Origin of the sequence: Nocardia sp. NPDC050710 (genome assembly GCF_040654375.1) — a bacterium.
Lineage (GTDB): Bacteria > Actinomycetota > Actinomycetes > Mycobacteriales > Mycobacteriaceae > Nocardia.
Window position 1 is genome coordinate 15601 of record NZ_JBFAHV010000003.1, and the last position, 24435, is coordinate 40035.

A 24435-nucleotide genomic window follows, 5' to 3' on the forward strand; every position below is an offset into this window, starting at 1 on the left:
CCGGTTCGCAGTTGATTGTCGCTGCGCGTCAGTTCTTTATCTCTGCGCGACAGTTTGACGAGCGTCTCGGCGCAGCTGTGACGGTGTCGTGCCGAACCAACGGCGCACCGCGCGCGTCAGCCCGGACTGGTCAGCCAGCTCCACGCGCGCGGACACCTGAGACAACGGCAGATCGGTCTCGGTGAGCAGCCGTCGGGCTTCGTTGCGACGAACTTCGTCGACGATCGCTTCGAACGAGGTTCCTTCCGCGGCCAACCGCCGTTGCAACGTTCGAGGATGCATATGAAAGGCACTGGCATGGGTTTCGATGCGCAATGGCACCGTGCCGATTCCGCGGCGGATCGCCGTATGCACTGTCGCCGCGAAGCCTTCGCGCGGGTCGGTGAAATTCGATTCCAGGAACTGCACAGCCATCTGCCTCACCACCGGATCCGGCGGAGTCGACATCGTCTGGCCGAACAGCGTCGAGCGAACTCGTAACAAGGCCTCCGCGCTGTCGAAATACACAGGTGCGCCGAAGAACTCGGAATATATCCCTGGGTCGACCAGCGGTGGGTGAGGCAGATGAACCCCCAGCAGGTCATAGCCACCGCTCCACTGGACAAGGGTGCGATGCAGTTGGCCCAAGCCCGCGTCGACCGCCTGTGGTTCGTGCCGGAAGTCAGGGAGGCTCAGTTGATAGGCAACGACGGCTACGCCGGCGTGACGTTGCGGATCGGGCCCGCGAGTCAGGCGCAGAGTCGGGTTGTGCAGGAACAGGAACCGCGATACGCAGTCCAGGGCGTCGCCGACAGTCGCACAGTTGTCCACTGCGAGTGCCAACGGCGCGAACATCGCCAGGTCTTGGTGAGCGGCCAACCGCAGTCCGAAGTCCGGGCAGTCAAGTGTGCGCGCCGCGCCGCGCAGGATGCGAGTCGCGGTCACTGCCGGCAGCACCGCGGATTCGGAGTCGAGATCAGCATGGGTGACCCCGAAGCAGGACAGAAAGTAGGTGGCGTCACCGCCGAGTTCGTCGATGAGCCGGTCCGCGCCCCGGATTGCGGCGGCACGGATCGGCATGTTCATCGCTTGCCGAGGCCGTTGCCGCGATGCGAGGTACTCGGTCGGGTGCGCTCGATCCTGTATTCGCATGCGTACTCCTCGCGCGGCCGGCGTCAACTGGGCTGACACCGGCCGCATCTCAGTTCGAATCAGTCGCCGAGAACGAAGATGGGTTTGTGCCCAGCATCGGCGGAGGTCAGGACATCCGGGATCTCATCCCAGGCGTAAATGCCGCTGGTGACCAGTTCCGGGTGCAGCGTGCCCGCCGCGACCGCTTCGAGGGTCGGCGTCATACTCGGCCTGGCATGTCCCTTGCCGTTGTGGAAATGAACCCCGCGCAGGTAGAGGTTCAGCATCGGCACGGCCACGTCCTCGAAGTAGATCCCCACGCTGTTGACGTAGCCCTCGGGCATCACCGACAGCAAGGCCTTGCGCAGCCGCACCGGATCGGCGCTGGCGTCCACGGCCAAGTGGAAGTTGCGTTCGCGTTTGCCGTTGATGTCGTACACCTCGGCTCCCAGCTTCGCCGCGACCTCCATCCGCACCGGGTCGTCGTCGTAGTAGACCGTGCGTGCGCCTGCGCAATGGACGGCGGCGTCCACGCAGTACAGGCCGATCGATCCCGTCCCGCCGAAAACCGCGACCTCAGGGTTGTCGATGCCAGCCAGAGTCGGCACGACCGATTCCCATCCGAGTGCGAGATTGTCACCGATCGACGCCAGATGCACCGGGTCGATACCGGCGGGCAACGGAGCGAGGTTGAAGTCTGCGTAGGGGACCCGGACGAGTTCATCGAACGTACCGCCCCAGTAGCCGTTGAGCGGAAGGCCGTACTGGGCCTCACCGTGGAGCAGGCATCGCGCTGTGTGCCCGAGCTTGCACTGCGCGCATGTTCCGCAGGCGATATGCCAGGCCACCCCGACGATGTCGCCGACCTTGACGGTCGCGCATTCCGGCCCGACTTCGACCACTGTGCCGACGCATTCGTGTCCGAGAGCGAACGGCCCGAGGGCTGACATCGGAGTAATGCCGCGGATGACGTGGTGGTCCAGATCGCAGGTGGTCGCGGCCAGTGGTCGCACCAGCGCATCGGTGCCGTCCACGATCACCGGCGCGTCGACCTCATCGAATCGCAGTTCACCGGGGGCGACGAAGGTAAGACTTCTCATGCGGTCACCGCGATTTCGACGACAGCAGGGGTACAACGCTCGCAGCGTGTCCAGGCGCTCACAGCGTGCCCAAATTCGAGTCGCCGACGGGCAGTGCATCGAGCAGCTTCACGTCGGGAGGGGCTGCCAGGGCGTTGCGCAGTGCGACACCGACCTCTCGCATAACTGCGCCTCGCAGGTGAGCATCGAGGTCCTCGCGCGACGCCCACTTTTCGATCATCACGAACTCTCCCGGCGTTCCACTCTTCCGGTGCAGGGCATAGAGGAGGCAGCCCTGCTCGACGTGCACCGACACCGCTGCCCCGCTCAGAGTCTTCTCGACCGTGTCTTCTTCGCCGGGCTTGGCGAGCATGGTCGCCACGACGACGATCGGGTTTGCCATCAACATCTCCTTCGATTCGGGACTCGTGTCGGCTGGGGTGGTTGGAATCGCCCCAGCCGGCACGAGGAACAGCGAGGCGCGCGGGCTCCGGAACCAGCACACCGGTTATAACGATCGATATAACCGGAGACTACATCGGAGGCAGTTGTCGCCGCAAGGCTCGCCGCCTATGCGCTGATGTGCGCGTTTGCGTAGCGGTCGGCGGATCGACTTCCACCGGAGGCTCATCTCGCTGGACTGCTCCACTGCTATCCACCGAACTCGGCCGTGGAGCGTGGCGCTGAAGTTCGCCCAAGGTATGACGATCGCTATACATCGATGTAGTGTCACCTTCTATAGCGATCGTCATAGGAGGTACTCGTGACCGTCATCACCGTGAACACATCGAAGGGCCGTCTGAGTTTGGACCAGCACCGCGTGCTGGCCGAGACGCTGACCGACGCCGTCCTTGTGCCCGAAGTCGGTCAGCTCGCACCACCCGCCCGGGTCGGTTTCCAGGTGCATTTCGTCGAGCGCGAGAGCGACATGATGGCGATCGGCGGCCGCCTGCTGGCCGACGCCGGGCCGGGCCTCGATGTGATGGTCATCGACGTGGCCGTCATGGACGGTGACTGGCGGCAGGACGTGCGCACGGCGGTCATCGAGCGCGTCCTGGCGGCTATGGCCGAGGCATGCGGCCTGCCCGAGCCGGCTCCGGCTTGGTGGGTCAACTTCCGGGTGATCGACGAGGGAAGTTGGGGCTCACGCGGCGGCGTGTTGTCCGTACTCTCGTTGCTCGAGAGCGGTGTGTTCACCAAAGAGAAGGTCAAGGCGATCCGTACCGCGTTCGACGAATGAGAGCAAACCCCTGGCGGGACCGCCCACCCGCGAGCATCCGGCGGCCGAAACAAGCTGCGGTCATTGGCCGGACGGACAGCAGCCAAGCTGAACTCGATGTTCGCACACGTCGACATGGTGTGTGCGCTGGGTCATGATGTCGCAGATAGGTGGCGAAGGTCTCGTCGAGACGTTCTGGACATCCGCGGTTGAGGGTGACTCCGCCCTCGCGCTAGCTTGACTCTGTCGGTGATCTTGGGATTCACCGCATGTCGCGGCTGACGGGCTGCCACACTGCGGGGCGCGAAGCACTGATGCGCCCCCTTGAAGGATCAGGTGAATGTCACTCGGACCCGGACCGGCCACGACGGTACCGCCGCTGACGGCGCGGGTGGCCCGCGCCAGCAATCCCCGCGGCACCACGGCGATGTGGATACGCGACCGGCTCGAAAGCCTGTGGAGCAACGAGGATTTCGCCGACTGGTATCCGCGCGATGGGCGGCCCGGTTTGTCCCCGGCTCAGCTGGCCACCGTGTGCGTGTTGCAGTACGTGCTGGACCTGTCCGACCGGCAGGCGGCCGAGGCCGTGCGCTGTCGCATCGACTTCAAGTACGCGCTCGGCCTGGAGTTGGACGACCCCGGTTTCCACCACAGTGTGAGCGATTTCCGCGACCGGCTCGCCGAAGGCGACCGCGCCGACCGGCTGCTCGATCTCGCGCTGGCCCGGCTCACTGATGCCGGGCTGGTGCGCGAACGCAGCACCCAGCGCACCGACTCCACTCACGTTCTGGCCGCGGTGCGCGACCTGACCCGGCTCGAGCTGATCACCGAGGCCGTCCGCGCCGCGCTCAAAGAACTCGCCCGTTACGCCCCGCACCTGCTGACCGGCCTGGTCGACGAGGAGTGGGGGCGCCGCTACGGCCGCCCGGTGCGGCTGGGCAAGAACCCCACTCGGCCCAAGACCAGGATCCTCGCCGCTGGCGAGGACGCCCATCGGCTGCTCGAGCATCTGCGGGGGCACGGGCCGGACCACCTTTCCGGTCCCCAGTTCCAGGCCCTGCGACAGATCGTCCTGCAGAACTATTACCGCGACGAAAAGGGCCGCCTGTGCTGGCGCACCGACGACGACGGCGGTCTGCCGCCCTCGTCGGTGACGATCGTGTCTCCCTACGACATCCAGGCCCGCTACGCGCGCCGAGGGCAGGTCACCAGGTGGAAGGGGTTCTTGGTCCATTTGACCGAAACCTGCGCCACCGAGGGCACCAACGTGATCACCGACGTCGTCACCACCCCGGCCACCACCAACGACGCCCACGCCCTTCCGGGAATCCACACCCGCCTGCAGCGCCGCAGGCTGCTTCCGGCCGAGCACCTGGTCGACGGCGGCTACACCTCCCTGGTCCATGTCGCGCAGGCGGCCCGCGAACACCGGATCACAGTCACCGGCCCGCTGCCGGGCAACCCCACCCGCCAGCACCGCGAGAACGACGGCTTCGGCCGCGACGACTTTCACATCGACTTCGACCGCCGACAGGTCACCTGCCCTCAAGGGCAGGTCAGCAAAGGCTGGCACGGCCCCTACCCGACGTCGTCTCCGACCGCGGCCCCGTTGATCGTGGCTCGGTTCACCAAAGGCCAGTGCCAGCCGTGTCCGGTTCGCAGCCAGTGCACCAGCTCCCGCGACAGCGCACGCAACGTGGGCTTTCCCCCGCGAGAGCTCCTCGACCTGCAAGTTCGGGCCCGCGACGAGCAGCAGAGCCCGGCCTGGCGGCAGCGATACGCCATGCGTTCCGGAATCGAGGGCACCGTCTGCGAATTCGCGAACGGGCACGGTATGCGGCAATGCCGCTACCGCGGCCAACCCAAGACCCACGTTCAGCACGTACTCACCGCCATCGCCGTGAACATCGAACGCCTCAGCAGCGGACTGCTACCAGACGAGCCATCCTCGCCCCGGCAGCCAACGGCCTTCCAAAACTTGCTGGACCGGAAGGGAATTCACCGACAGCGGTCCTGGCGGGCGGCTAACAGCTGATCTCGTAACCCCAAGATCACCGACAGAGTCAAGCTAAGCCATCGCGAACTGCAGGAGAGCCTGCTTGTCGCCTTGCTTGATCTGACCCTTGCGATTGAGGACTTCCAGCCGCCAGACGTTGCCGTCGCGGAATGCGCGCGCGACCGCGTTGGCGTTGTCGGTGCCGAGCAGCGAGGGCCAGATATCGGCTACCTGCTGGCTGGAGCTGCCGGTGGCGTCATAGATTTTGAACGAGACGTTGTTGGCCTTGTCGAAGGAGCTTCCCTTCTTGAAGGCTGCCGCGACGAAGATGATGGCGTCGATCCCTTGCGGTACATCGGCGAAGGTGACGTGGACGGATTCATCGTCACCGGACGCGGCGCCGGTCTGCTCGTCACCGGTGTGCTGTACCGCGCCGTTGCCCAGCGGGTCGAGGGAATCCAAGCCGGCGAACCGCACCGGCTCCGCTCCCTGCATGAGCACAGCGATCAGGTCCAGGTCCACACCTCGCTTGCGTCGAGCCAAACCGAGCAGACCACCGCTGGTACCCCCAGAAGGATCCCAGCTCACCGCCACTGTCAACTTGGTGATTCCAGCCAAGTCCGCGGCACCGTCTTCTCTCTTGAGAGTAATCACACCGACAGCATAATTCGCGCCGCGAGTCTTTCTGTGGCACAAGCCCATTCACAATCCATCGCCAAGAGCAGCGGTGGATCATTGGCCGGCGCAGCGGGTGATCGCCACCCGCTGTGCCGACCTCGGGACAGGTGTGGATCGTTGTTCGACCGCTCGCCGATGCTGCCGCGCTCCAAGGCCACGCGGCCGCGGTCGGCATCCTCACGCACCGGGATCTTCTTCACGAAATCCATAGCCAGGATGGACACTTTCGGCTTGACGCTGAGGCGGTCGATTCGGCGAGAATATGCAACAGCGTGGCTTTTCCGCTGCCCGATCGACCCATGATCGCCATGAACTGACCAGCGGGGGTCCCCGAGTCGAGTTGTCGACCGCGGTGAACTCGCGGCCGCCGGACAAACGTTGACGGCGCAGACGTCGATTGCGTCGCTCGTTGTTTGCACTTCCAGTGCGGTTCGGGGTTCGGGCTGGTGAGATCGCGTATTCGACGGTCGCGGGTTATGTCTGGTGCCAGCCCTTGGGTGATGTTGCGCAGGGCTGGTGGTGAAGCTGATCCAGACGCCGCTGGTCTGGGCGGTCAGCTGGGTTGTAGTGGTAGTTCAGGGCGTCGGCGACGACTGAGACATTCGACGAGGCGTGGACCTGGACGGCGACCTGAGCGGGGTCCCGTTGGACGACGACGTCGAATCCGTCAACCCTGACATTGGGCTGCGTGGGCGCGATGCGCTTGTGGGAATGCCGCCGCTGCCATGGTCGCCGCGGCAGATCATGGCGACTTCGGTGAGGTTGGCCTGGGCCCCGCCATCGCGGGACGAATGTCTGTTGGTCTGGCTGTCATATCCGCCGACGATTGGCGGTCAGATAGCTTGTTCAGAGGTTAGCTGCCGCGAGCCCGAAATCTGCACAGCGCCATGATCCCGAAAGCGCAGCCGACGGCGAGGGCGAGTGCCGCGATCGCCGGTGTGGCGTTGTGTGCCGGGTCTTCGCCGTGCCAGCTCCTCGCTGCGGTGGGCGACACCGAAACAACTGTGGGGAGATAGAGTGCGGCAATCGCCAGCACGCCGCTCGACGCCTCGTTGGGGCGCGCCACACCGCAGCAGTAGCCCGCGGTCAGAGCGATCACGACACTGATCACGACGAATCCTGCGCGGCCGCCGCTTGCCGAACCGGTTATGCCAAAGATCGCGATGCCCGCGATGAGCATGATGGCGATGCTTATCGAGGGGGTTCGGTTGCCTGCGGCTATGCCGATTGCGGCCAGAGCGACCAGAATCGCCACGGCCCAGGCAGGGCGTGGAGCGTAGCCGACCGCGTCGGCGGCGGCTGTAAGACAGACGGCCAAATACACGCCGACGCCGTCGCGCCCAGGTAGCAGCATTGCCGCTGCCGTCGTACTGAGGATCGTCGCGGCCACGACGATCCCTATTGCCACCACGTGACTATCGTCAGGTGCTTTGCTGAACAGTCGGCCGAGCCACTCGGTGGTCGCCAGCACTACCACCGCTAGCACGATCGCCGCGAAGATCGGCGCCAACGGCAGGTCGCCATTCAGTCGTAGTGGCTCAGGTCTCCCGACCGGAGCCCTATTACGAACTGTGCTGGTGAGCAGCAGGGCTGCGGCCGCCAGAATCGTCCAGCGTGGTGGGGTCTCCGATACAGCTGACAGATTCGGGTTGATACCGAGCATCTGCGCCAGTCCACCGAACGCGAAGAAACTGATGCCCCCCAGTGCGAAGCCTGCGGCGGGTAACGCTCGGTGCAGTACCACCGCCCCGAGGGCGCCCAGCACCACTGCGCCGCATACGGCGTCCAGGTAGTTCTGCGTGGTCAGCAGATCGGCGGAGGGAACTCGAGGTGCGGTGAGATGGTTGATCAGCTGGGCCACCGAGCCGGTCGCCGCCGTTGCCCAGCCGAGCACCGGTCGGCTGATGGTAGTGATCGCGACGGCCACCAGGACCGCGACGATCACCGCTTGCGCGGCGCTGCGGGGCACGTTGTTGAGCGAGTCTGTTAGTTGATATGACGATTCGGCAGGTCGGGCGCGGACGGCAACGGGGAGGAATAGCGTGATGCCCGCGACCGCCGCCGCGACGAAGGCCGTCGCCGCGTCGATGGTCTCGCCGGTCCGACTCGTGGTCGCCCGGGACGCTCGTGATCGCGCCACGGCTCAATGATTGCCGCGAGTTGTCCGCATATGGCAACTGAACCACAACATCCACGCAATGTATCGAACGTTTGCGGGGCTCGGCGTGGGGTCGCTTTCTATCTTGGCCCGCGGCCCGACTGGTTTGCATGATCTGGCTGACCGGGACGAGAAGGAAACTGCTGCTTCGTTTGCCGACGCCGTCGGTCTGGCATTACATGTATTTCGTGCACACGGAAGCGTGCGATCGACGCCAAAGAACAAGCAGCCTCATACGGCCCGGATAGCGGGGGTTCTACAGGGCAGTGATCGTCAGCGAGCGAGGGCACATCGCGATCCCCGCCCAGGCACGCCGCGATCACGGCATCTCCCCGGGCGACAAGCTGCCGGTACTCGGAGATCCAGAACAAGGACTGGCTGATGAAACTCGAAGTGCTGCTACGGAATCTGCACGGCTCCGCCGAATTGCTCCAGCGGATCATCGAATGTCCGTAGCTGGACCGCGTAGAGCCTCGGGCGTATTCCGTCCGCATGATGAACGTCCGCAATCGTGGCGATGAATGGCAACGGTGTGGGGATCATTGCGATCCGTTGACAGAGATATTGCGACCATCGAACTCTCGCACGCTTCGCGTGCCGAAACGCATCGGGTTACCGGCGCACCTTCTCGGACCGGCTGCATCGCAATTATCGTGGCCGGCTCTGAATGATTCGTTTGGTCGGGTGTGCGACTGCTACTTTGGCTCTCGACGCTTGCGGGGCGAGCAAGTGGCTGCATTGGGCAGTCGGTGACCGATACCGCGAGTGCGCAAGGAATAGTGATGAATACCAGCCTCACTGATCGTGGAGGACAACGATCGTGTCCGAGCTGCCCTGCGGATGGCGATGGAGGACGAGGGCTACACGGTCGCGGAGGCCGAACAGGCCGAACTCGCGCTGACGCAACTACGGCAGCGAGGCGCACCGGACGTCACGGTCATCGATCTCATGTTGGGCGGAATGGACGGCTTCACCTGCATCCGCGAGATTCGGCGCGAACACGATGTCCCGATCATCGTCGTGAGCGCACGCGACGACACCCATGATGTGGTCGCAGCGCTCGAGGCCGGCGCCGATGACTTCGTCACCAAGCCGTACGAAGTCAAGGAGATCACCGCCAGAATGCGAGCGCTACTGCGTCGCACTCGAATGAGCTGGGCCCGAGAAGCCCCGCCGGACATCGTCCTCGACACCGACCCCACGCACCACTGATACTGTCACCGGGCCGCGGCACCGTGCGGCGCGGGGGCGACGAGGTCCGCCTGACACTGACCGAGTTCCGATTGCTGTGCGAACTCGCAGAAGCCGAAGGCCGCATTCTAACCCGTTCCATTCTGCTGGAACGAGTGTGGGATCGCGGGTTCTTCGGCGACGAAAGGATTGTCGACGTGCACATGCGGCGCCTGCGAACCAAGATCGAGCGAGATCCGTCGGATCCCCGGCTCGTGTTGACCGTTCGAGGACTCGGGTACCGTCTCGATGTCCCCTCGTGACAACGGGCCCAACGGTCGGCTGACTTCCGAACTACGCGGCATGCGCGGGCGCGTGGTCTTCGCCTTCGCCCTCAGCTCGAGCCTCGTCGCGTTGGTCATGGTGGTGTCGGTCTTCGCCGTGGGCCGCAGCTACATGGAGTCCCAGCGCATCCGCTCGGTAGAGCGCCTCACGACCGCGCACGCCGCGCTCCTGCGCGCCCGTTTGGACAGCCCCGACGGCTCCGCCACGGGCGCATTGGCTTCTCTCACCCCGCCGCCGGACACGGTTTTGGCACTGCGCTGGAAGTCCGAGTGGTACACCACAGACTCGGCATTCATGCCTGAGCAGCTCGTCGGTCGGCTAGAGCCGATCTCGGGCACCGGCGCGGAACATGTTTCGCTGCGCGGCGTGCCCTATCTCCGTGTCGCCACGCCGCTGGACACCGACGATGGTGTCCTCCTCGAGTTCGCACCGCTCACCGAACTGCAATCGACGCTGCGAGCACTGCGTACGCTGTTGATCATCTGCGCGTCGGTTGCGACTGCGCTCGGCGCCGCCCTCGGTGTCTGGGCCAGCCGCCGTGTCCTGAAGCCGCTCCACCATGTCGCGGGGACCGCGGCGCGCATCGCCTCCGGCGAACTCGACCTGAGATTGCGCAGGACCCCGGACCGCGATCTGTCCACCACCGTCGATGCATTCAATGCGATGGTCGACTCCTTGCAGGAGCGCATCGAACGGGAAAGGCGTTTGGTCGCCGATATTGGACACGAGTTGCGGACGCCCCTGACCACCCTCACCACCAGCGTCGAAGTGTTGGCCCGGCATCGCGAGCAGCTGCCGGAACGTCCACGCCGAGCGCTGGAACTGGTCAGCGAGGAGCTCGAGCACCTTCGCCGACTGCTCGACGACCTGCTGGCTCTGGCCCGCGCCGAGGCAGGCATCCACCGATCCGAACCAGAGCCGCTGTCACTGCGCGACCTGCTGACCAATACGCTGGCCGGGCGCAGGTACGCGCCCGAACTGCTAACTACCCGCGCCGACACGACAATCCAAGGGCGAAAGCTGGAATTGGAACGTGCGATTTCGAACTTGCTCGACAACGCGGATCGCCATGGCGGCGGTGTCGCCGAAGTCATTATCGACCAGGACGGCGATCACGCGGTGATCCTTGTCGACGATGAAGGTCCCGGAGTCCCTCGAGCCGACCGGACCCGCATTTTCGAACGATTTGTCACCGCCCACGCCAGTCGGCGCACGGGGACGGGAACCGGCATCGGACTCGCTCTGGTCGCCGAGACTGTCACCTCCCACCGCGGCGTCGTTGCCTGCACCGACCGGCCAAGCGGCGGAGCGAGATTCGTCATCCGACTGCCGATCGCCTCGTCATGACCACGTCGCTTCCGGCGCCCTGTCGCGCGGGTCGACACGGATGAAAGCAGCGGTATGCGTAACCGACAGTTTTGATTCTCCGACTGTCTGCTGGGCTATGCCTCCGCGAACCGGGCGCCCCGGCCTCACATCCGGGCATGGTTCGGGTTCGTGACGGACACAGTCGCCCGCCGGGCTGCGGTGGCCCGGCTTGCGGACCAGTTGAAAGTCAATGCAGCTCATAGTCGTTTGTGTGGCAATCGCCCACGCCGAGATCCGCAGGCTGGTTCAGCCGACGCCGCAGATTGCGCAGCCCCGCCTTCGCGCGCTTACCCATCACCCACCGGACTGCAGGCAGCACCGTACGTCGTGCCAATGCACTCTCATTCCTGCTGAACATGCGCCAGTGGACTTCGCAGCAATTCGGTCCCGCGTCGCGGAACTCAATCTCCATGCGAGGCAACAGCAGCGGCAGTCGACCTTCGGTGACCAACCTCTGTGACGGAATGGCCTCTACGACCTGGATCTGTACCTGGCGGGTACCGAACAGCGGTACCGGAACGGTTTCCACGTATCGCTTGCCGGGCTCGGCAATCGGAACCCCGTCGAGCGCCACGACGCTGATCACGCCAGGGAACCACGCTGCGAAGTTCTCCAGGTCGGCCACATAAGCGAAGGTCTTATCGCGTGAGAGTTCCACGATGACGGCAGCACTGGCAAGTGAGAACATTCCGGCCTCCTCCAAGGATTGGTAGCGGCAGGCTAAGGTGTAGACGTAGGTCTATAGTCAAGCGGAATCGACATGCAGATCAGTGAGTTGGAAGCACGAACCGGCGTGGGTCGACACGCGTTGCGCTACTACGAGCGCCTAGGGTTGCTGGGAGACGTCCATCGCAACGGGAGCAACTATCGAGAATATCCCGAGTCCCTGGTCGGCGACGTCGAGCTGGTGCGTCGCATGCAGTCATTGGGATTCTCCCTGGCTGAAATCCGTCAGGTGCTGGATGGACTGCGAACGCGTGACATCGATTGCGTGGATGGCGCCCGGCTTCTGGCGGAGAAGAGAGCCCGCGTGGAAGAGCAGATCGGTGGCCTGCGAGAAGTCAGTCGAATCCTGGCCCGGGAGCAGAAACGCTTGGAGGACAACGCAATCCGCCATGGGAAACGGCTCGAATGAGATGCTTACCCACACTCTGTGCTGAAGCGAATACTCGCTTGCTCACCCGCCCGCTTTTCGCGCGAAGGTCGATCTGTGGTTGGAGTTCTCCGACAAATGGGTGTACCCGCCGCAAATGCCGTCACCACCGACGCCGATGTCGACCACCGCATCTCGGATCCCGTGGGTCGTGACTTCACTGCGGCGGCACCGGGTCAGAAGCTCGCCTCTAACATCGCCTACATTCGCACCGCCTGGATTCCAGGTGGTCGCCGCGTCTGGCATGTAGCGCGCGAGGCCTCTTCCCGCATAGCGTGTGGTAGCAATATCGCGTCGTCGATCACCGGGCGTGTCTCGCTATCTCGATCATCGCCTTCGCAGCGGCACGCGGCAGGTCCGGGCGCGGTAGCCGTTGAGTATGTCGCGATACATTCACCTGGTGCGCCGAGGATGGGCACCGGTGCAACCCGATTTGACGAACAGGCCGCAAACCTGAGGAACCGCAACCGGTCGTAGTTAGCCGCGGATAGGCTGTAGCCCGCCTGCTTCCGACCGTGTGTGCCGGAAGCGGACGGGAAAATGGGGAGGGGCGTTCGTGGAGCTACGCAGCGGCGATGGCCGCGCAGTTGAGTATCTGAAGATGGCGGTGGGTTGGGATCCCGCCCGGCGTTCGGCCTTCGGCTCCCGAAGCAAGGACATCGACCTCAACGCCGCCGCGCTGCTGTACGCCGACCGGTCTTTGGTCGAGGTGGTCTATCACGAGCAATTGAGCTCCCGCGACGGCGCGGTGCGTCATCACGGAGACAGCACCACCGGGCAGGGCAAGGGCGACAACGAAGTCGTCACCGTCGACCTGACCCGGCTGGCGCCTCACGTGACCGCGATCGCGCTGCTGGTGAGCTGCTACACCGGGCAGAGCTTCGACCGGATCGGCAATGGGTTCTGCCGACTGCTCGACGGCACCACCGACCGGGAGCTGTCCCGCTACGACCTGGGCGAAGCCGGACCAGTCTCCGGATTCTTGATGGGTGTGCTGCACCGTGGCGATCGGGTGTGGAGGTATCGGAGTATCGAGCAGGGCATGGCGGCTGGGCATCCGGTCGAGGCGGTATCTGCGATCGCACCGCACTTGTACCGATACGAGATCTGACGATCCCGACGAGGTAACAGTGGCGGTCGGAGGGCACGCTGTCGGCCACATAGGCGTCGGACAGATCTTTCCCAACCGCACGACCGCCAGGACCAGAGGCTGTGACCCCGCCTGCGGTGTTCGCGCGCGTATCGCGTTGGACAACGGGTAGGCGGTATGAGCATCTACTTCGATGAATGGAGGCGTCATGCGGGAGGTCGACGACAGTGTTCCTGCCGGTGGTGGCCGTCCGCTACGAATTCCACGTAGCCGGGGAGCCCTGGGCGGGCTTGCGGTGCTACTTCTGGGCGTCTGGGGTGCGCTGATCCCGTTCCTCGGGCCGTACTTCGACTTCGCGTTCACTCCCGACGAGCCGTGGGTGTGGACGGCGGCGCGTGGGTGGCTCGAAGTACTGCCTGGCGTTGCCGCGATCATCGGCGGATTGCTCATGTTGGTAAGCCGCAACCGTGTCGTGGCGAGCTTGGGCGCGTGGCTGGCAGTGGCGGCGGGCTTCTGGTTCGTCATCGGGCCGTTACTGGCGGACCCGCTGGGAATCGGGGAGGTCGGCGACCCTGTCGCCACGTCCGACCTGAAACGTGCCATGCTGCAACTGACCTACTTCTATGGTCTCGGTGCGCTGATCCTGTTCTTCGCGGCGACCACGCTCGGCCGACTATCGGTGCGTAGCGCCCGCGATATCGCTTTCGCACGAAGCGAGGTCGATGCCAGAGCTGCCGCCGGAGCTGACAGTCAGCGCCGCGTAGCCGACGCGCCAGGACCTGACCAACCCCAATCCCGCGGCGGGGCCGCGGCCGAACGACCCCGGCCTGCACGGCGGCTGAAATAACCCGTTCTCCGCGGCGTGTCCCACAGACGCGATCGGCTCTCGTCGGGGTCCACGTTCAGTCCGGCAGCGCGGCACGGCAATGGGCAGGCCGTGCAGTGTGGGGGCTTCACACGTCTTCCGTGGAGACGAGTCGGCTCTCGACCGCTGCGGCAGGTGGATTCACTTTGTGTCGATATCCAGTGCGCGCCACTCCCGGTCCAGCTGTGCACTGCGATATCCGAGCAGCAACACGCCGACCGCTGTCGTGAGGATCAAAGCTACGCTCCAGACTCCGGCAAGCACTTCGAGCGAGGTCGCGACGGCCGTCCAACCTGCGCTGCTGGTCGGTGGCGCGGGTTCGGTGATCTTGCCTTCTTCATTGATTTGCAGGGTCAAGGTTCGGCCGCGGATCGCGTTGGTTGCCACCGGGACGGTCGCGGACCCGGTGTGTCCGTCATGTGTCCACTGCATCCACCTGCAGCGGAAAGATCAGCGTCAAACTACGGTCGGCGGAGATGTCGCCGCGGGTGGCAAACACGCAGTTGTAGTGCTGCCGGACGTCCTTCCATGACGTCGGCCGCCTTGCCCAGTGTCTCGGCGGCCTCGTACTCACCTTTCGCATGAATGACCTTCGCGCGGCGTTCATGCTCGGATTCGGCTTGCCGTGCGATCGCCCGACACATCGATCCGGGCAGTTCCACATCCTTGAACTCGACGTGATCGACCTTCACATCCCATGGATCGGTGGCGTCGTCGATGATCTTCTGCAAGCGCCGGTCGATCTCGTCGCGATTGACCAGCAGATCATCCAGATCGGTTTGACCGAGAATGCTGCGCAAGGTCGTCTGGGCGAACTGATAGGTGGTCGAGACATGGTCCTCCACCGCTATCACTGATCGCACCGGCTCGACTACCGGGAAGTAGGTGACCGCGTTGACGTTGACGGTCACATTGTCCCTGGTGATCACGTCTTGCGGCGAGATGTCCATGGTGACGGTGCGCAGGGACTCCGTCATCATTCGATCGACTACCGGGATGATGAAAGAACAGGCCGGGGCCCTTCGCGCCGATCACCCGGCCGAGCCGGAAGATCACGCCGCGCTCGTACTCATCGACGATGCGAATCGCCGCGGCCAGCACGGCGAACACGGCCAGGGCGGCGATCAGCACGCCGATTACGGCGTGCGTTCATTTCTCCTCCTGGGCAACGGCTTCGACGATCAGGGTTAGCCCGTCGGCGTCCACCACGCGCACCCGTTGCCCCCTGTGCAGTGGCTGGTCGTGGCCGCGCAGATTCCACCAAGCCCCTTCCACCTGGGCGCGCCTGTTGGGCCCTTCGGCCTCGTCGACGACGGTGTGCTGCCCGATCATTCCCGTGTCCCCGGTGATCGGAGGGGCTCTGCGCGCACGCAGCGCGAGCCGGCCCGCGAGCACCGTCCCCGCGCCGACGACATCGACGGTCGGCCACAGCACCATCGGTTCGAGCTCGAATGCCCCTGGAACAGCATCAGCCCGGCCGCCGCCACAGCAATCGCCCCGCCACCGGCGAACGCGCCGATCCCCGAAGTGAAAAGTTCGCCAGCAATTGCCGCAGCTTGGTGAGCATTCCCATCTCGTGGTCCATCGCCGACGCATTCGGGGTCCACAAGACGGTTTCCGTGCCGCTCGCCAGGACGGTGTCACCGTCTACAGCGCGCAACAGCTCTGCTCAAATAAGCGGCCAGCAGATCCACCGCCGACAGTTCCACCGCCTCGGGCGCGGTCACCGCTCGTCCCTCGCGGACGATGTCCTCGGCGAATTCCACGTTCCGCCCCCGCTGCTGCGCTACCAACACCGCGAAGGCCGCCACATCCTCGATCACCTTCCGTTCGCCATCACCACCGCCATCAAGACGGACTGGAGGCGGCGCCGATCGTCGCGCCCGGCGGCATCGCTGCGACGTGCGCGCTGAGGGTGATCAGCGCTCCTGTCGAGGCGGCATGCGCCCCGGGAAGCGTCACATAGACGATCGTCGGAGCGTCGGCGGCAAGGAAACTCTGCACGATATCGAGACATCGAGACATCGAGACCACCCGGCGTATCTGGTTCGACGAGAAACGCCGCGTAGTCGTCCGCCCCCGCTTGTCGAACCCTCTCGGCGAGGTGGTTGGCCACCACGGCGGTGATCGGCCCGTCCATTCGAGCGACCATCACGCTCTCAGCAGGCGTGCGCACACGCCCAACGACAGCGCGATCGCGCGGAGGCGAGAATCTCGCTCAGTCATCGAACCGACCGAGGCACAGATGCTGCGCTACAACGGCCGCGAAATCGCTGGGGCGTTACACAGCCGCCGGCGAGCCGCAACGATCAGACTTCGGCCTTCCGAACGCTTCGCGTGTGCGCTGATCGCGCGACGTCAGATTGGTGGGTGGGCGACTTGGCCGTGCACGCCTGACCTCGTCCGTGTCTGACCCCGCTGGGCGGGCGTGCCCAGCGGGGTCAGACACTATGCGGGTGACCTGCGCGACTATCTGGTTCGTCTGCAGCTCGGGCTCGGCGGGCGTCGACGTGTCCAAGAAGGGTGACGCCGATCAGGATGACGCCCACGAGCAGACTGTTGACGATGGCGGGGATCGCTTCTTCGGTGGTGCCGTAGTCGAACAGCAGCGGGCTCACCAGAAGCCAACCGCCGAGGGCGACGCCGAGCGTCGTCGCGGTGACCACGCGGAGGGGGCGGCTGAGCCGGAGCAAGCCGAGCACGGCGATGGCGGAACCGGTGAGGACCTCGTTCCAGCCTGCCGCGAACCATCCGGCGTCGCTGGGATGTGGCCACCGCAGCGGGGCGAGCGCCAGCCAGGTGCCGAACAGCAGTGTGATGGTGGAGACCAGGCCGGGCAGTTGTGGCCCCGGCAACCGCTGCTGCCATCGGATCCGCTGGTCCTCGGTCTCGTGGGAGCCCAGCAGCAGACGTTCGACCAGGCCGCGGTGGCCGACTGACGAGCTGTGGGCGGGATTCGGGGCGGTGGTCATCGGTTCGTGGTCTCGGCGCGTTGGTGGCGTAGTTGCCAGATGCGGGCGCCTCCGGCCAATGCCATCACCAGCACCCCGCCTATGGTGGCGAATAGCAGAGCCACGCCCAGCGGCATGGTGAAGCTCCACGCCAGGAACGAGATCTTGGTCTTGGCGGTGTTCTGCAGGATGAAGATCAGCAGCATAATCGCGATGATCGCGCCGACGGCGATCTCGATCCATGCGCGAGCGGTCCAAGCCCGCGCGCGGCTACCCCGGGGACGGGGCTGCGTTTCCGGGTCGCGGTGTTCGCGGCGCAGGAAGTGTCCTCCTGCGGCATTCGATGCCGTCACCGGCTGATATTTGGCGCTCATCGCGCACTCCTCGATATCGAGAGCCTACCGGCGCAAGAGGGAAGCCAAGCTCTCAGGCCTCCTACCGCGGGTATCGCGTAGGACGGCTCCATATCACACAGTTTACCAAGCTACTGCTTGGCAAACCGTCGTGGCCGGTCCGCCTGTCAGGGCGGCTGGCTCATGTTTCCGCAGGATGTGTGAAAGGTTTATCTGTCGGCGTGCCGTGTCATTCTGACCAAGGGGACGACTCTCGGAAAGAGGTCGCCTCATGAACGCGATTCGAGCAGTCTCCAGCGGCGTGGCGCTGGCAGCAGCCCTGACTGTGCTTGCGCTCGGACTGGCAGCCTGCGGTTCGAAAGAGGAAGTGTGCTGTTGGCCTACCGCCGCGATCGGTACGCGCTATGCCGAGCTCTCGGGTCCCACTGGCCCCCTCGGCGACTGCCGCAGCGAAGAATACGATCGCGACGGTGGCCGCGTTCAAGACTTCCAGAACGGCGCCATCTACTGGACCGACAAGACTGGGGCCTGGGAAGTGTACGGGCTGATCGGGGACAAGTACGCAAGCATGAACGGCCCCGTTTCACCGTTGCGCTGGCCCGTCAGTGGAGAGTTGGCAACGCCGAACGGCGTCGGCAAGTTCAACCGGTTCCAGACCGGCAATATCTATCATTCCCCGGCGGGAACCCACGCCGTCTACGGGGCGATTTTCACCGAGTGGGCCCGGCAAGGCCACGAGAACGGCCGGCTCGGATTCCCCATCTCGGACGAATACGACACCTTGAGTGGCCGTCGAGTGGATTTCGAACGTGGCTGGATCGAATGGAACAAGGACACGGGCCAAATCACCACCGGATGAGCCGCAGACTCGACAAGCAGGTGCGGGAGTGCGGTACGACCCATCTCAATCGAAGCCACCTGCCAACCAAAGGCGGAGCCAGCGGTGATCATGGAGACACCTCGAACTGCTGACGGCAGGTTTCTGGTTCGAGTCCAGATGGGGGAGCATAACCAGCAGGTCAGGCACGGTCATCGTGCCTGACCTGCGATTCTTTGCGGTGCCGCCGCCGTGCCGCGATCGGGCGCACACACCACGGAACTGCCGGTATCGCAGAGTTATCCGCGGATGGAGCCGAAGACGTCGGTCAGCTGCCGGGCGAGCTGGGCGGCGTGGGTGAGCTGCGGATAGTGCCCGGCTCCCGCGATCTCGGTCACTGGGCGGTCGACCTCCACGACCAGCGGGTCGGCCGATCCCACGATGATCTCGACCGGAATGCTCACCTGGTCCAGTAGCTCCCGTGACCGCTCGCGCTCGGCGAATGCTGTACGCAGCTCCGTGATCACCCGGCGCGCTACTCCCGGACGGCGCAGATCGGCTGCGGCACTGGCCACCTCCGGCCCCTCTGGAAGAGCAAGCCTCTCGGCCAGACGAGCGTCGGACATCCGGCGCACAACGGGCACGAACAGGCGCGAGCGCGTCAGTCTCGGGCTGGGGGCCTGCAGAAACGCCGGGGAGATCAGGACGAGCTTGCTGATGCGGTCGGGATAGCGGATGGCATAGCGCAGGGCAGGTACGCAGGCCAGGGAGTGCGCCACGAGCACAGGCCGAGTCCGCATCGGGCTCAGCAGGTCGGCCAGCCACGCGTCCATCGGCTGGGCAGCGGTTGAAGAGCGTCCCAGGCCGGGCAGGTCGGCTGCCAGGATCGGGCCGGGGAGGTGGTCGGCCAGCGGTGCCCACAGGTCGGCGTTCATCGGCAGTCCGTGCAACAGTACGTGGGCGGGGCTGTGCCGCTCTCCGATCACCCAGGTGCGGCTGCCGGCCACAGTGTGGAAGCCGTTCGGGCTCAGCCAGGGTGACCCGGTTCCGAAGCGAGTAGATACCAGGTCATCGATCCAGGTACCCAGGGCGTCGGCGACCGGGGGCATCTCGAGGCCGGCCGTCGCGGCGAGGGCTCGGGCGGAGGCCGTCGGGTAGCGATCCGTCGACAAGAAGGACAGTGTCTCGGGGTCGGCGCCGGTGAGCTTGCGCGGCAGGTGCCGCAGCAGGCCGACGGGGATGGTCCGCCGGGGTGCCCGCACGCCCAGGTGGTCGGCGAGCGTACGAAGCAATTCGGGTAGCGCTGGGGTGGTGTCGTCGAGCACCCAATAGTGTTCACCCGCAGGGGATTCGGGGATCTCGGCAAGGAACCGCGCGAAGTAGTCGAGCGTGACGACCGGCACGAAGACGTCGGCGCCGCCGGGTACCGCAGGAAGTCGTCCTCGCCACAGGTCCTCGACCATGGTGGCCAGGCCGAGGTACTGACCCGGCCCGATCACCGTGCTGGGATTGGCGATGCTCAGCGGAACGCTCAGCTCACTCGCGCGAGTGCGCACCGCGAGATCACCCTCGAGTTTCGATGCCTCGTACGCTCCCAGCCTGCTGTAGTCGGGCTGGCCGTTGCTTGCGCTCACCCGGTACCCGGTGATGTGTACGAGCCGACGCAGCCCGGGCCGCTCGGCCGCCCATTCGAGCACGTTGAGCGCCCCGGTCACGTTGGTCGCCCGCGCCTGCTGCACATCGAGCCCGAACGCATACCGTGCGGCGGTGTTGTAGACGTCGCGGACGTCGGGCAGCCCCGTGAGCGGCTTCGTGATGTCGGCGGTGACGATCGTCAGCCCGCTGGTGTCGACGCCCCGGGAATGCAGCCAGGAGGTGAGGCTGTCGTTGCGTACGGCCGCCGCCACCCGTTGTCCCCTGCCGAGCAGTTCGGCGACCAGGGCACGGCCGATGAAGCCGGTCGCTCCGAAGACGATCGCGTCCATGAGTTCTCCTTAATGGATCGGTCTACATATTTTTTGGCAATAGAAGGCATGCGCCGGTTAGCGTCGGGTGCGGGTCAGCGCAGTAGAGCGCCGATCTGGCGGGAAACGCGGTTCAGCGGTTCGCGGCTGCGGTGCACTCTGGCCAGCAGGAGCGCGCCCTCGATCAAGGCGAGGATGGTGACCGCGAGATCCTCGGCGTCCGGATGACCGGCCAGCCGCGCCAGCAGGGCGGCTTCCCATGACGTGTAGACCTGCGAGCACGCCTTTTGGAGGGGATCATTCGTGGCGGTCGTTTCGAGCGCCACGGTGGCCACCGGGCATCCCTTGCGCCAACTCGATTCCTCGAGCCGGTCGCCCAGCTGCCGCAACACCGCCTCGACGAACTCCGTCACCGACGGGCTGGACTCGGCGAGGCTCACCAAGGTATCCCCGATCGCCTGCCCCGCCCGTTGCACCGACTCGCCGACCAACTGGTCCTTGCCTCCCGGGAAGTGGAAGTAGAGCGACCCGCGAGGCGCACCGCTGAGCGCGATCACCTGATTGAGTCCAGCGCCGAAATACCCTCCGGTCTCGACCAATTCCCGCGTCGCATCCAACAGCCGGTCCCGCGTCTCGGCGCCCTTCGCTCCCATGGCCCGATAGTAGACCGGTCTGCATATTCCGTCAACCCCGGCCGCGCCGGAGCCGCGTCTCAGCGCAGGGCGTTGACGACAGCGTCGAGCACTGCGAGGAACTCGTATCCGTTCTCTGACGAGTCCTCGTCTCGCCAGGCGGCCCACTGCACGACCACGACACGCTCTGCGGGGTTGATGTAGAGCTTCTGTCCGGCGTGCCCGGCCGCCATGAAGGTTGGGACGGGGCCGCAAGCACCGGCAGTTCCGGATCGGATCGCCCACCAGTGGTAGCCGTAGCCGTATGGGTTATCCGGATCTTCCGGATACAGGCGTCCATAATCCGTGGTCGCCGATTCGGGTTTGCCGGCTTCGTCGCGCCATCCCGTCGGCAACACTCCCTCGCTGGCGTTCATGATGAACTGCCCGAAACGTCCGAAGTCGCGCAGCGTCGCTTGGATGCAGCTTCCGCCCATTTCCCGTCCTCCGGGTGCGTCGAGAATCCAGTAGGCGTCGGCTTCCATGCCCGCCGGGCGCCAGATCTTTTCCGACAGGTAATCGCTCGCCGTTTTCCCAGTCGCGTTGGCGACGACAGCCGAGAGCACGTAGCTCTCGCCGGTGGAGTAGTTGAAGACGCTGCCGGGTGCCGCTGCCCGCGGGCGGGTCCGCATGAGTTCCATGACCGCGCCCGGTTGGTAGCCGTACACCGCCTGGAACATTCGCGCGATGTCGTTGTCGCCGTAGGGGTCCGTTGCGCCCGCCTCGGTCCATTCGACGCCCGAGCTCATCTCGAGGAGCTGCCGGATCGTGTTGTCCTTGTAGGCGCTGTCTCCGAGCTCGGGAACGTATCGCGGGATCGGATCGTCGAGGCTGGCGATCGCCCCGTCGGCCAGCGCCGCGCCGATCAATGTGCCGGTGAAGGACTTGGCTATCGACGCGGACGTCCACCGTGACGTTTCGGTGTTCCCCATCGCATAGTGCTCGTGGACGATCGCGTTGTCCTCGAGCACCAGCAAGCCGGCGATTCGGGTGTCGGTGACGTAGCGATCGAGGGTGCGCTCAGTGCCCTGGTAGGTGTATCGCAGGCCGTCCAGCGACTTGCCGCTACGCGGGAGTGGGGTGGACCTGGTCGGATCTCTGGGGATGACACGGTTCGCGATATGCTGGCGGTCGAAATGGCGGTAGGTCGCGGCCTGGTTTTCCGGGGTCGTGTCGAGGGCATGTGTGGCGATCGGCTCGTCGGCAGGCGCGGGGCTCGCGCTGATCGGCTCGCTCGATCGGCTCGGCGATGCATGGGTGCTGGAGGCGGGGAGCCCCCCCTCGGCCACGAGCGCGGACCGGCGGCTCGGAACGTAGTCGGCGTCGTTGCCGGTGGATTTGGACATCGGATACCTCGTGTATCACTCGGTGAGCAGTCGTCGAATCGCACCGCGACTCGGTGCGGATAGTGCAGAGCGGACCCGAGCAGGTCCTTCGATCGGGGAGTGCATCATCAGCTTTCCGTCGACGCTGGTTCGCAGCACGGAAATCGTCGCATTGATGTGACCCATATCCCATGGGGGTGGGGACAGCACGACCGGTGGATGGATTGTCGCCGGCGACAACTGCGTTGCTGTAACCTGCGCAAATGCGATCTACCCCGCCGAAAGCGGTCGTCCGAATTGCGAACAGCCTGCTGGAACGCGTCGATGACCTGGGTTCGAGAGTTGCCGAGGCCATCCGTGACGAACTGGACTCCTATCGCAATGAAGCGCAGGTCCCCTTCGAGACGCTGCAAACGGCTTGCGTGGCCAATGGGCGGGTGGTGTTGCGGTATTTCACCACTCCCGGTCCCTCGGATCCGGAGCCGCCGACGATGACCGGGCGGTTGCGTGCGCAGCAGGGGGTTCCCTTGGCGGACACCTTGCATGCTTTCCGGATCGGATTCGAGATCATCTGGGGCGAGCTGGTCGCCGAGTCGCGAAATCACCCCGAGATCAGCGATGCCATGCTCGTCGCGCTCACCGCCGAGGTATGGGTGTTGCTGGGTGACTACGCCATTGTCGTCGCGGCCGCCTACCGCGATATGACCTCGGAACTGGCGACGCAACGCGAGCACGACCGGTCGGTGCTGGTGGAGGCCTTGTTCACCGGGATGATCGCCGATCCGGCCACTCTGGGTGAGGCGACGCGGATTCTTGGCCTGCCGCCCACGGGCCGGTATAACGTCGTCGCGGCGGATGTGCGCAGCATCGGCCGGGAAGCGCTACCGGGGATCGAGATGGCGCTCCGTGCCGAAGGGATCACTTCGGTGTGGCGTCTGCTGCCGGACCAGCAGATCGGAGTTCTCGCACTGCCCGCCGCCCGAGAAGCCGCTGCGCTCACCGCATTACGCAAGCACCACACGCGGGTGGGAATCAGCCCACCCTACGACGCGCTACCGGAAACCCCGCGGGCATTGCATTTCGCACGGCTGGCACTGGCCGGTCTGCAGGGTCGCCCGCGCGGCGTGGCCCGGTTCGATGACCACCCCCTCGCGATGCTGATCGCGGCGGCGCCGGTGGAAGCCGAACGGATGGTACAGGTTTCGCTGGGGCCACTGCTGGCACTGCCGTACGACGAGCGAGTGCGCCTGCTGGAGACGCTGCGCACATGGTTCGCCGCGAACGGCTCTGCGACCGAGACCGCCCGAAGCATGTTCCTGCACCCGAACTCGGTGCGCTATCGGCTGCGTCGTATCGAGAAGGTGACCGGGCGCACCCTCAGCGATCCAATGACCGTCCTCGAGCTCGGCGCCGCATTGCAGGCGCTGCCGGTCCCGACCAGCACCCGCCGCTGACCCGCGTGAATGGCTACTCACCCTTCCCCGGATAACTCCCCGCAGCGTCAGGTCGGCGGCCGGCCTGTGCAGCGACCAGCGGCTGGATGCGGTGGGCGAGGAGTTCGCGCATGACCAGCGCGGTGCTGGTGCGCTTGACTCCCTTGATATCGAGAATCTGACCGGCCACCCGATAGAGGTCATCCGCGTCCCGGGCCGCCACATGGATGAGCAGGTCCGCGACTCCGCTGAGCCCGTGGACCTCCAGGATCTCCGGAATCTCACCGAGCGCTGCGGCGACGGAGCCGAGCTTGCGCTGGGTGACGTTGGTCAGGATGAACGCCTGCAGCGGGTACCCGAGGGCGGCGGGGTTGATGCGGCGCTCGAACGAGTGCAGCATGTCCGCGGTCTCGAGCTTGCTCAGCCGTGCCTGCACGGTGTTGCGCGACAGCCCGGTCTCCTCCGCGAGGGCCAGTACGGTCGCTCGCGGAGCGCCGATGAGCGCGAGCAGGATCCGGGCGTCGATCTGGTCGATGGCGCGTGTGCTTGGCATTGTGACAACTTCCCTCTCGCTGGGATATGGCCGCCGCGTGCAATCTGATCATTTTCGTCCCAGAGCATTGCGCAAAAGAGTATCAATTGCTGCACTTGATCGCAGTTCTGCACAAACAGGATGGTCTTCGGAGGGCG

General features: G+C 65.2%; 28 protein-coding genes and 1 pseudogene. 10 read left to right on the forward strand and 19 right to left on the reverse strand.

Going from position 1 to position 24435, the window contains the following annotated elements; all coding sequences use genetic code 11:
- Positions 1-36: 36 nt before the first annotated feature.
- Genes AB0H61_RS07960 through AB0H61_RS07970 form a run of 3 tightly spaced genes read right to left on the reverse strand, consistent with a single transcriptional unit; the run spans position 37 to position 2592 of the window.
- Positions 37-1179, reverse strand: a complete 1143-nt coding sequence (locus tag AB0H61_RS07960; protein ID WP_357300618.1) for an AraC family transcriptional regulator ligand-binding domain-containing protein — start codon at positions 1177-1179, stop codon at positions 37-39.
- An 11-nt stretch (positions 1180-1190) separates the two neighbouring features.
- Complete coding sequence (locus AB0H61_RS07965; RefSeq protein WP_357300619.1) at positions 1191-2210, reverse strand: alcohol dehydrogenase catalytic domain-containing protein; 1020 nt, start codon at positions 2208-2210, stop codon at positions 1191-1193.
- Positions 2211-2268: 58 nt separating this feature from the next.
- The gene (locus AB0H61_RS07970) at positions 2269-2592 is read right to left on the reverse strand and encodes a putative quinol monooxygenase (protein WP_357300620.1); all 324 of its coding nucleotides are present in this window, start codon (positions 2590-2592) and stop codon (positions 2269-2271) included.
- 360 nt (positions 2593-2952) lie between these two features.
- Here AB0H61_RS07970 and AB0H61_RS07975 point away from each other — a divergent pair, with 360 nt between their 5' ends.
- Positions 2953-3429, forward strand: a complete 477-nt coding sequence (locus AB0H61_RS07975; RefSeq protein WP_357300621.1) for a hypothetical protein — start codon at positions 2953-2955, stop codon at positions 3427-3429.
- Between the two features lie 319 nt (positions 3430-3748).
- Positions 3749-5443 carry an IS1182 family transposase gene (locus tag AB0H61_RS07980; RefSeq protein WP_357300622.1) on the forward strand — a complete coding sequence of 565 codons (1695 nt, stop codon included), beginning with the start codon at positions 3749-3751 and terminating at the stop codon, positions 5441-5443.
- A gap of 33 nt (positions 5444-5476) precedes the next feature.
- Here AB0H61_RS07980 and AB0H61_RS07985 read toward each other — a convergent pair whose 3' ends face one another.
- The 4 genes from AB0H61_RS07985 to AB0H61_RS08000 all read right to left on the reverse strand — a co-directional run bounded on the left by AB0H61_RS07985 (position 5477) and on the right by AB0H61_RS08000 (position 8222).
- Positions 5477-6106, reverse strand: a complete 630-nt coding sequence (locus AB0H61_RS07985; RefSeq protein WP_357300623.1) for a TerD family protein — start codon at positions 6104-6106, stop codon at positions 5477-5479.
- Positions 6055-6291: a hypothetical protein gene (locus AB0H61_RS07990; protein WP_357300624.1), complete on the reverse strand. Its 237-nt coding sequence runs from the start codon at positions 6289-6291 to the stop codon at positions 6055-6057. Before AB0H61_RS07990 ends, AB0H61_RS07985 begins: the two co-directional genes overlap by 52 nt.
- Complete coding sequence (locus AB0H61_RS07995; RefSeq protein ID WP_357300625.1) at positions 6279-6392, reverse strand: hypothetical protein; 114 nt, start codon at positions 6390-6392, stop codon at positions 6279-6281. The genes AB0H61_RS07990 and AB0H61_RS07995 overlap by 13 nt, the downstream gene beginning before the upstream one ends.
- A 543-nt stretch (positions 6393-6935) precedes the next feature.
- The gene (locus tag AB0H61_RS08000; RefSeq protein WP_357300626.1) at positions 6936-8222 is read right to left on the reverse strand and encodes a hypothetical protein; all 1287 of its coding nucleotides are present in this window, start codon (positions 8220-8222) and stop codon (positions 6936-6938) included.
- An 804-nt stretch (positions 8223-9026) separates the two neighbouring features.
- Here AB0H61_RS08000 and AB0H61_RS08005 point away from each other — a divergent pair.
- Positions 9027-9733, forward strand: a pseudogene (locus AB0H61_RS08005) (response regulator transcription factor).
- Positions 9720-11102: a HAMP domain-containing sensor histidine kinase gene (locus AB0H61_RS08010; RefSeq protein ID WP_357300628.1), complete on the forward strand. Its 1383-nt coding sequence runs from the start codon at positions 9720-9722 to the stop codon at positions 11100-11102. The pseudogene AB0H61_RS08005 and the gene AB0H61_RS08010 overlap by 14 nt, the downstream one beginning before the upstream one ends.
- Positions 11103-11310: 208 nt before the next feature.
- Here the strand turns inward: AB0H61_RS08010 and AB0H61_RS08015 are convergent, their stop codons facing one another.
- Positions 11311-11811 (reverse strand): SRPBCC family protein, encoded by a 501-nt coding sequence (locus AB0H61_RS08015; RefSeq protein WP_357300630.1) that lies wholly within the window; start codon positions 11809-11811, stop codon positions 11311-11313.
- Positions 11812-11883: 72 nt separating this feature from the next.
- Here AB0H61_RS08015 and AB0H61_RS08020 point away from each other — a divergent pair, with 72 nt between their 5' ends.
- The 3 genes from AB0H61_RS08020 to AB0H61_RS08030 all read left to right on the forward strand — a co-directional run bounded on the left by AB0H61_RS08020 (position 11884) and on the right by AB0H61_RS08030 (position 14213).
- Positions 11884-12258 (forward strand): MerR family transcriptional regulator, encoded by a 375-nt coding sequence (locus AB0H61_RS08020; protein ID WP_357300631.1) that lies wholly within the window; start codon positions 11884-11886, stop codon positions 12256-12258.
- A 574-nt stretch (positions 12259-12832) separates the two neighbouring features.
- Complete coding sequence (locus tag AB0H61_RS08025) at positions 12833-13387, forward strand: TerD family protein (protein WP_357300632.1); 555 nt, start codon at positions 12833-12835, stop codon at positions 13385-13387.
- A gap of 187 nt (positions 13388-13574) precedes the next feature.
- Positions 13575-14213, forward strand: a complete 639-nt coding sequence (locus tag AB0H61_RS08030) for a hypothetical protein (RefSeq protein ID WP_357300633.1) — start codon at positions 13575-13577, stop codon at positions 14211-14213.
- 159 nt (positions 14214-14372) lie between these two features.
- Here AB0H61_RS08030 and AB0H61_RS08035 read toward each other — a convergent pair whose 3' ends face one another.
- Positions 14373-14618: a hypothetical protein gene (locus AB0H61_RS08035; RefSeq protein ID WP_357300635.1), complete on the reverse strand. Its 246-nt coding sequence runs from the start codon at positions 14616-14618 to the stop codon at positions 14373-14375.
- Positions 14619-14692: 74 nt separating this feature from the next.
- Positions 14693-15208 (reverse strand): slipin family protein, encoded by a 516-nt coding sequence (locus AB0H61_RS08040; protein WP_357300636.1) that lies wholly within the window; start codon positions 15206-15208, stop codon positions 14693-14695.
- A gap of 19 nt (positions 15209-15227) precedes the next feature.
- Between AB0H61_RS08040 and AB0H61_RS08045 the strand changes: the two genes are divergently transcribed.
- On the forward strand, positions 15228-15422 hold the full coding sequence (locus tag AB0H61_RS08045) for a hypothetical protein (protein ID WP_357300638.1): 195 nt from the start codon (positions 15228-15230) through the stop codon (positions 15420-15422).
- On the opposite strand, the gene AB0H61_RS08050 is transcribed toward AB0H61_RS08045, so the two are convergent.
- The 5 genes from AB0H61_RS08050 to AB0H61_RS08070 form a co-directional block, all read right to left on the reverse strand.
- Positions 15381-15668 carry an NfeD family protein gene (locus tag AB0H61_RS08050; RefSeq protein WP_357300639.1) on the reverse strand — a complete coding sequence of 96 codons (288 nt, stop codon included), beginning with the start codon at positions 15666-15668 and terminating at the stop codon, positions 15381-15383. The genes AB0H61_RS08045 and AB0H61_RS08050 overlap by 42 nt on opposite strands.
- A 203-nt stretch (positions 15669-15871) precedes the next feature.
- Positions 15872-16054 (reverse strand): hypothetical protein, encoded by a 183-nt coding sequence (locus AB0H61_RS08055; RefSeq protein ID WP_357300641.1) that lies wholly within the window; start codon positions 16052-16054, stop codon positions 15872-15874.
- Between the two features lie 25 nt (positions 16055-16079).
- The gene (locus tag AB0H61_RS08060; RefSeq protein WP_357300643.1) at positions 16080-16256 is read right to left on the reverse strand and encodes a hypothetical protein; all 177 of its coding nucleotides are present in this window, start codon (positions 16254-16256) and stop codon (positions 16080-16082) included.
- A 416-nt stretch (positions 16257-16672) separates the two neighbouring features.
- Entirely contained in the window at positions 16673-17203 is a 531-nt protein-coding gene (locus tag AB0H61_RS08065) for a hypothetical protein (protein WP_357300645.1), read from the reverse strand.
- Positions 17200-17556 carry a lipopolysaccharide assembly protein LapA domain-containing protein gene (locus AB0H61_RS08070; RefSeq protein WP_357300647.1) on the reverse strand — a complete coding sequence of 119 codons (357 nt, stop codon included), beginning with the start codon at positions 17554-17556 and terminating at the stop codon, positions 17200-17202. The genes AB0H61_RS08065 and AB0H61_RS08070 overlap by 4 nt, the downstream gene beginning before the upstream one ends.
- A 250-nt stretch (positions 17557-17806) precedes the next feature.
- Here AB0H61_RS08070 and AB0H61_RS08075 point away from each other — a divergent pair, with 250 nt between their 5' ends.
- On the forward strand, positions 17807-18394 hold the full coding sequence (locus AB0H61_RS08075) for a trehalose corynomycolyl transferase (protein WP_357300648.1): 588 nt from the start codon (positions 17807-17809) through the stop codon (positions 18392-18394).
- A 257-nt stretch (positions 18395-18651) separates the two neighbouring features.
- Here the strand turns inward: AB0H61_RS08075 and AB0H61_RS08080 are convergent, their stop codons facing one another.
- The 3 genes from AB0H61_RS08080 to AB0H61_RS08090 form a co-directional block, all read right to left on the reverse strand.
- Complete coding sequence (locus tag AB0H61_RS08080; protein WP_357300650.1) at positions 18652-20337, reverse strand: alpha/beta fold hydrolase; 1686 nt, start codon at positions 20335-20337, stop codon at positions 18652-18654.
- Positions 20338-20411: 74 nt separating this feature from the next.
- Positions 20412-20969 (reverse strand): TetR/AcrR family transcriptional regulator, encoded by a 558-nt coding sequence (locus AB0H61_RS08085; RefSeq protein ID WP_357300652.1) that lies wholly within the window; start codon positions 20967-20969, stop codon positions 20412-20414.
- 59 nt (positions 20970-21028) lie between these two features.
- Positions 21029-22333 (reverse strand): serine hydrolase, encoded by a 1305-nt coding sequence (locus AB0H61_RS08090; protein ID WP_357300653.1) that lies wholly within the window; start codon positions 22331-22333, stop codon positions 21029-21031.
- Positions 22334-22575: 242 nt separating this feature from the next.
- On the opposite strand from AB0H61_RS08090, the gene AB0H61_RS08095 reads away from it, so the two are divergent.
- On the forward strand, positions 22576-23766 hold the full coding sequence (locus AB0H61_RS08095) for a helix-turn-helix domain-containing protein (RefSeq protein WP_357300655.1): 1191 nt from the start codon (positions 22576-22578) through the stop codon (positions 23764-23766).
- Between the two features lie 13 nt (positions 23767-23779).
- Here AB0H61_RS08095 and AB0H61_RS08100 read toward each other — a convergent pair whose 3' ends face one another.
- On the reverse strand, positions 23780-24298 hold the full coding sequence (locus tag AB0H61_RS08100) for an Lrp/AsnC family transcriptional regulator (protein WP_357300657.1): 519 nt from the start codon (positions 24296-24298) through the stop codon (positions 23780-23782).
- Positions 24299-24435 lie beyond the last annotated feature (137 nt).

Bases quoted from the DNA above. Each gene is read 5' to 3' on its own strand.
- AB0H61_RS07960 (WP_357300618.1), bottom strand. From the start codon at position 1,179: ATGCGGCCGGTGTCAGCCCAGTTGACGCCGGCCGCGCGAGGAGTACGC.
- AB0H61_RS07965 (WP_357300619.1), bottom strand. From the start codon at position 2,210: ATGAGAAGTCTTACCTTCGTCGCCCCCGGTGAACTGCGATTCGATGAG.
- AB0H61_RS07970 (WP_357300620.1), bottom strand. From the start codon at position 2,592: ATGGCAAACCCGATCGTCGTCGTGGCGACCATGCTCGCCAAGCCCGGC.
- AB0H61_RS07980 (WP_357300622.1), top strand. From the start codon at position 3,749: ATGTCACTCGGACCCGGACCGGCCACGACGGTACCGCCGCTGACGGCG.
- AB0H61_RS07985 (WP_357300623.1), bottom strand. From the start codon at position 6,106: ATGGGCTTGTGCCACAGAAAGACTCGCGGCGCGAATTATGCTGTCGGT.
- AB0H61_RS07990 (WP_357300624.1), bottom strand. From the start codon at position 6,291: ATGGATTTCGTGAAGAAGATCCCGGTGCGTGAGGATGCCGACCGCGGC.
- AB0H61_RS07995 (WP_357300625.1), bottom strand. From the start codon at position 6,392: ATGGCGATCATGGGTCGATCGGGCAGCGGAAAAGCCACGCTGTTGCAT.
- AB0H61_RS08010 (WP_357300628.1), top strand. From the start codon at position 9,720: ATGTCCCCTCGTGACAACGGGCCCAACGGTCGGCTGACTTCCGAACTA.
- AB0H61_RS08015 (WP_357300630.1), bottom strand. From the start codon at position 11,811: ATGTTCTCACTTGCCAGTGCTGCCGTCATCGTGGAACTCTCACGCGAT.
- AB0H61_RS08020 (WP_357300631.1), top strand. From the start codon at position 11,884: ATGCAGATCAGTGAGTTGGAAGCACGAACCGGCGTGGGTCGACACGCG.
- AB0H61_RS08030 (WP_357300633.1), top strand. From the start codon at position 13,575: ATGCGGGAGGTCGACGACAGTGTTCCTGCCGGTGGTGGCCGTCCGCTA.
- AB0H61_RS08040 (WP_357300636.1), bottom strand. From the start codon at position 15,208: ATGACGGAGTCCCTGCGCACCGTCACCATGGACATCTCGCCGCAAGAC.
- AB0H61_RS08045 (WP_357300638.1), top strand. From the start codon at position 15,228: ATGATGAAAGAACAGGCCGGGGCCCTTCGCGCCGATCACCCGGCCGAG.
- AB0H61_RS08050 (WP_357300639.1), bottom strand. From the start codon at position 15,668: ATGGTGCTGTGGCCGACCGTCGATGTCGTCGGCGCGGGGACGGTGCTC.
- AB0H61_RS08060 (WP_357300643.1), bottom strand. From the start codon at position 16,256: ATGTCTCGATGTCTCGATATCGTGCAGAGTTTCCTTGCCGCCGACGCT.
- AB0H61_RS08065 (WP_357300645.1), bottom strand. From the start codon at position 17,203: ATGACCACCGCCCCGAATCCCGCCCACAGCTCGTCAGTCGGCCACCGC.
- AB0H61_RS08070 (WP_357300647.1), bottom strand. From the start codon at position 17,556: ATGAGCGCCAAATATCAGCCGGTGACGGCATCGAATGCCGCAGGAGGA.
- AB0H61_RS08075 (WP_357300648.1), top strand. From the start codon at position 17,807: ATGAACGCGATTCGAGCAGTCTCCAGCGGCGTGGCGCTGGCAGCAGCC.
- AB0H61_RS08080 (WP_357300650.1), bottom strand. From the start codon at position 20,337: ATGGACGCGATCGTCTTCGGAGCGACCGGCTTCATCGGCCGTGCCCTG.
- AB0H61_RS08085 (WP_357300652.1), bottom strand. From the start codon at position 20,969: ATGGGAGCGAAGGGCGCCGAGACGCGGGACCGGCTGTTGGATGCGACG.
- AB0H61_RS08090 (WP_357300653.1), bottom strand. From the start codon at position 22,333: ATGTCCAAATCCACCGGCAACGACGCCGACTACGTTCCGAGCCGCCGG.
- AB0H61_RS08095 (WP_357300655.1), top strand. From the start codon at position 22,576: ATGCGATCTACCCCGCCGAAAGCGGTCGTCCGAATTGCGAACAGCCTG.
- AB0H61_RS08100 (WP_357300657.1), bottom strand. From the start codon at position 24,298: ATGCCAAGCACACGCGCCATCGACCAGATCGACGCCCGGATCCTGCTC.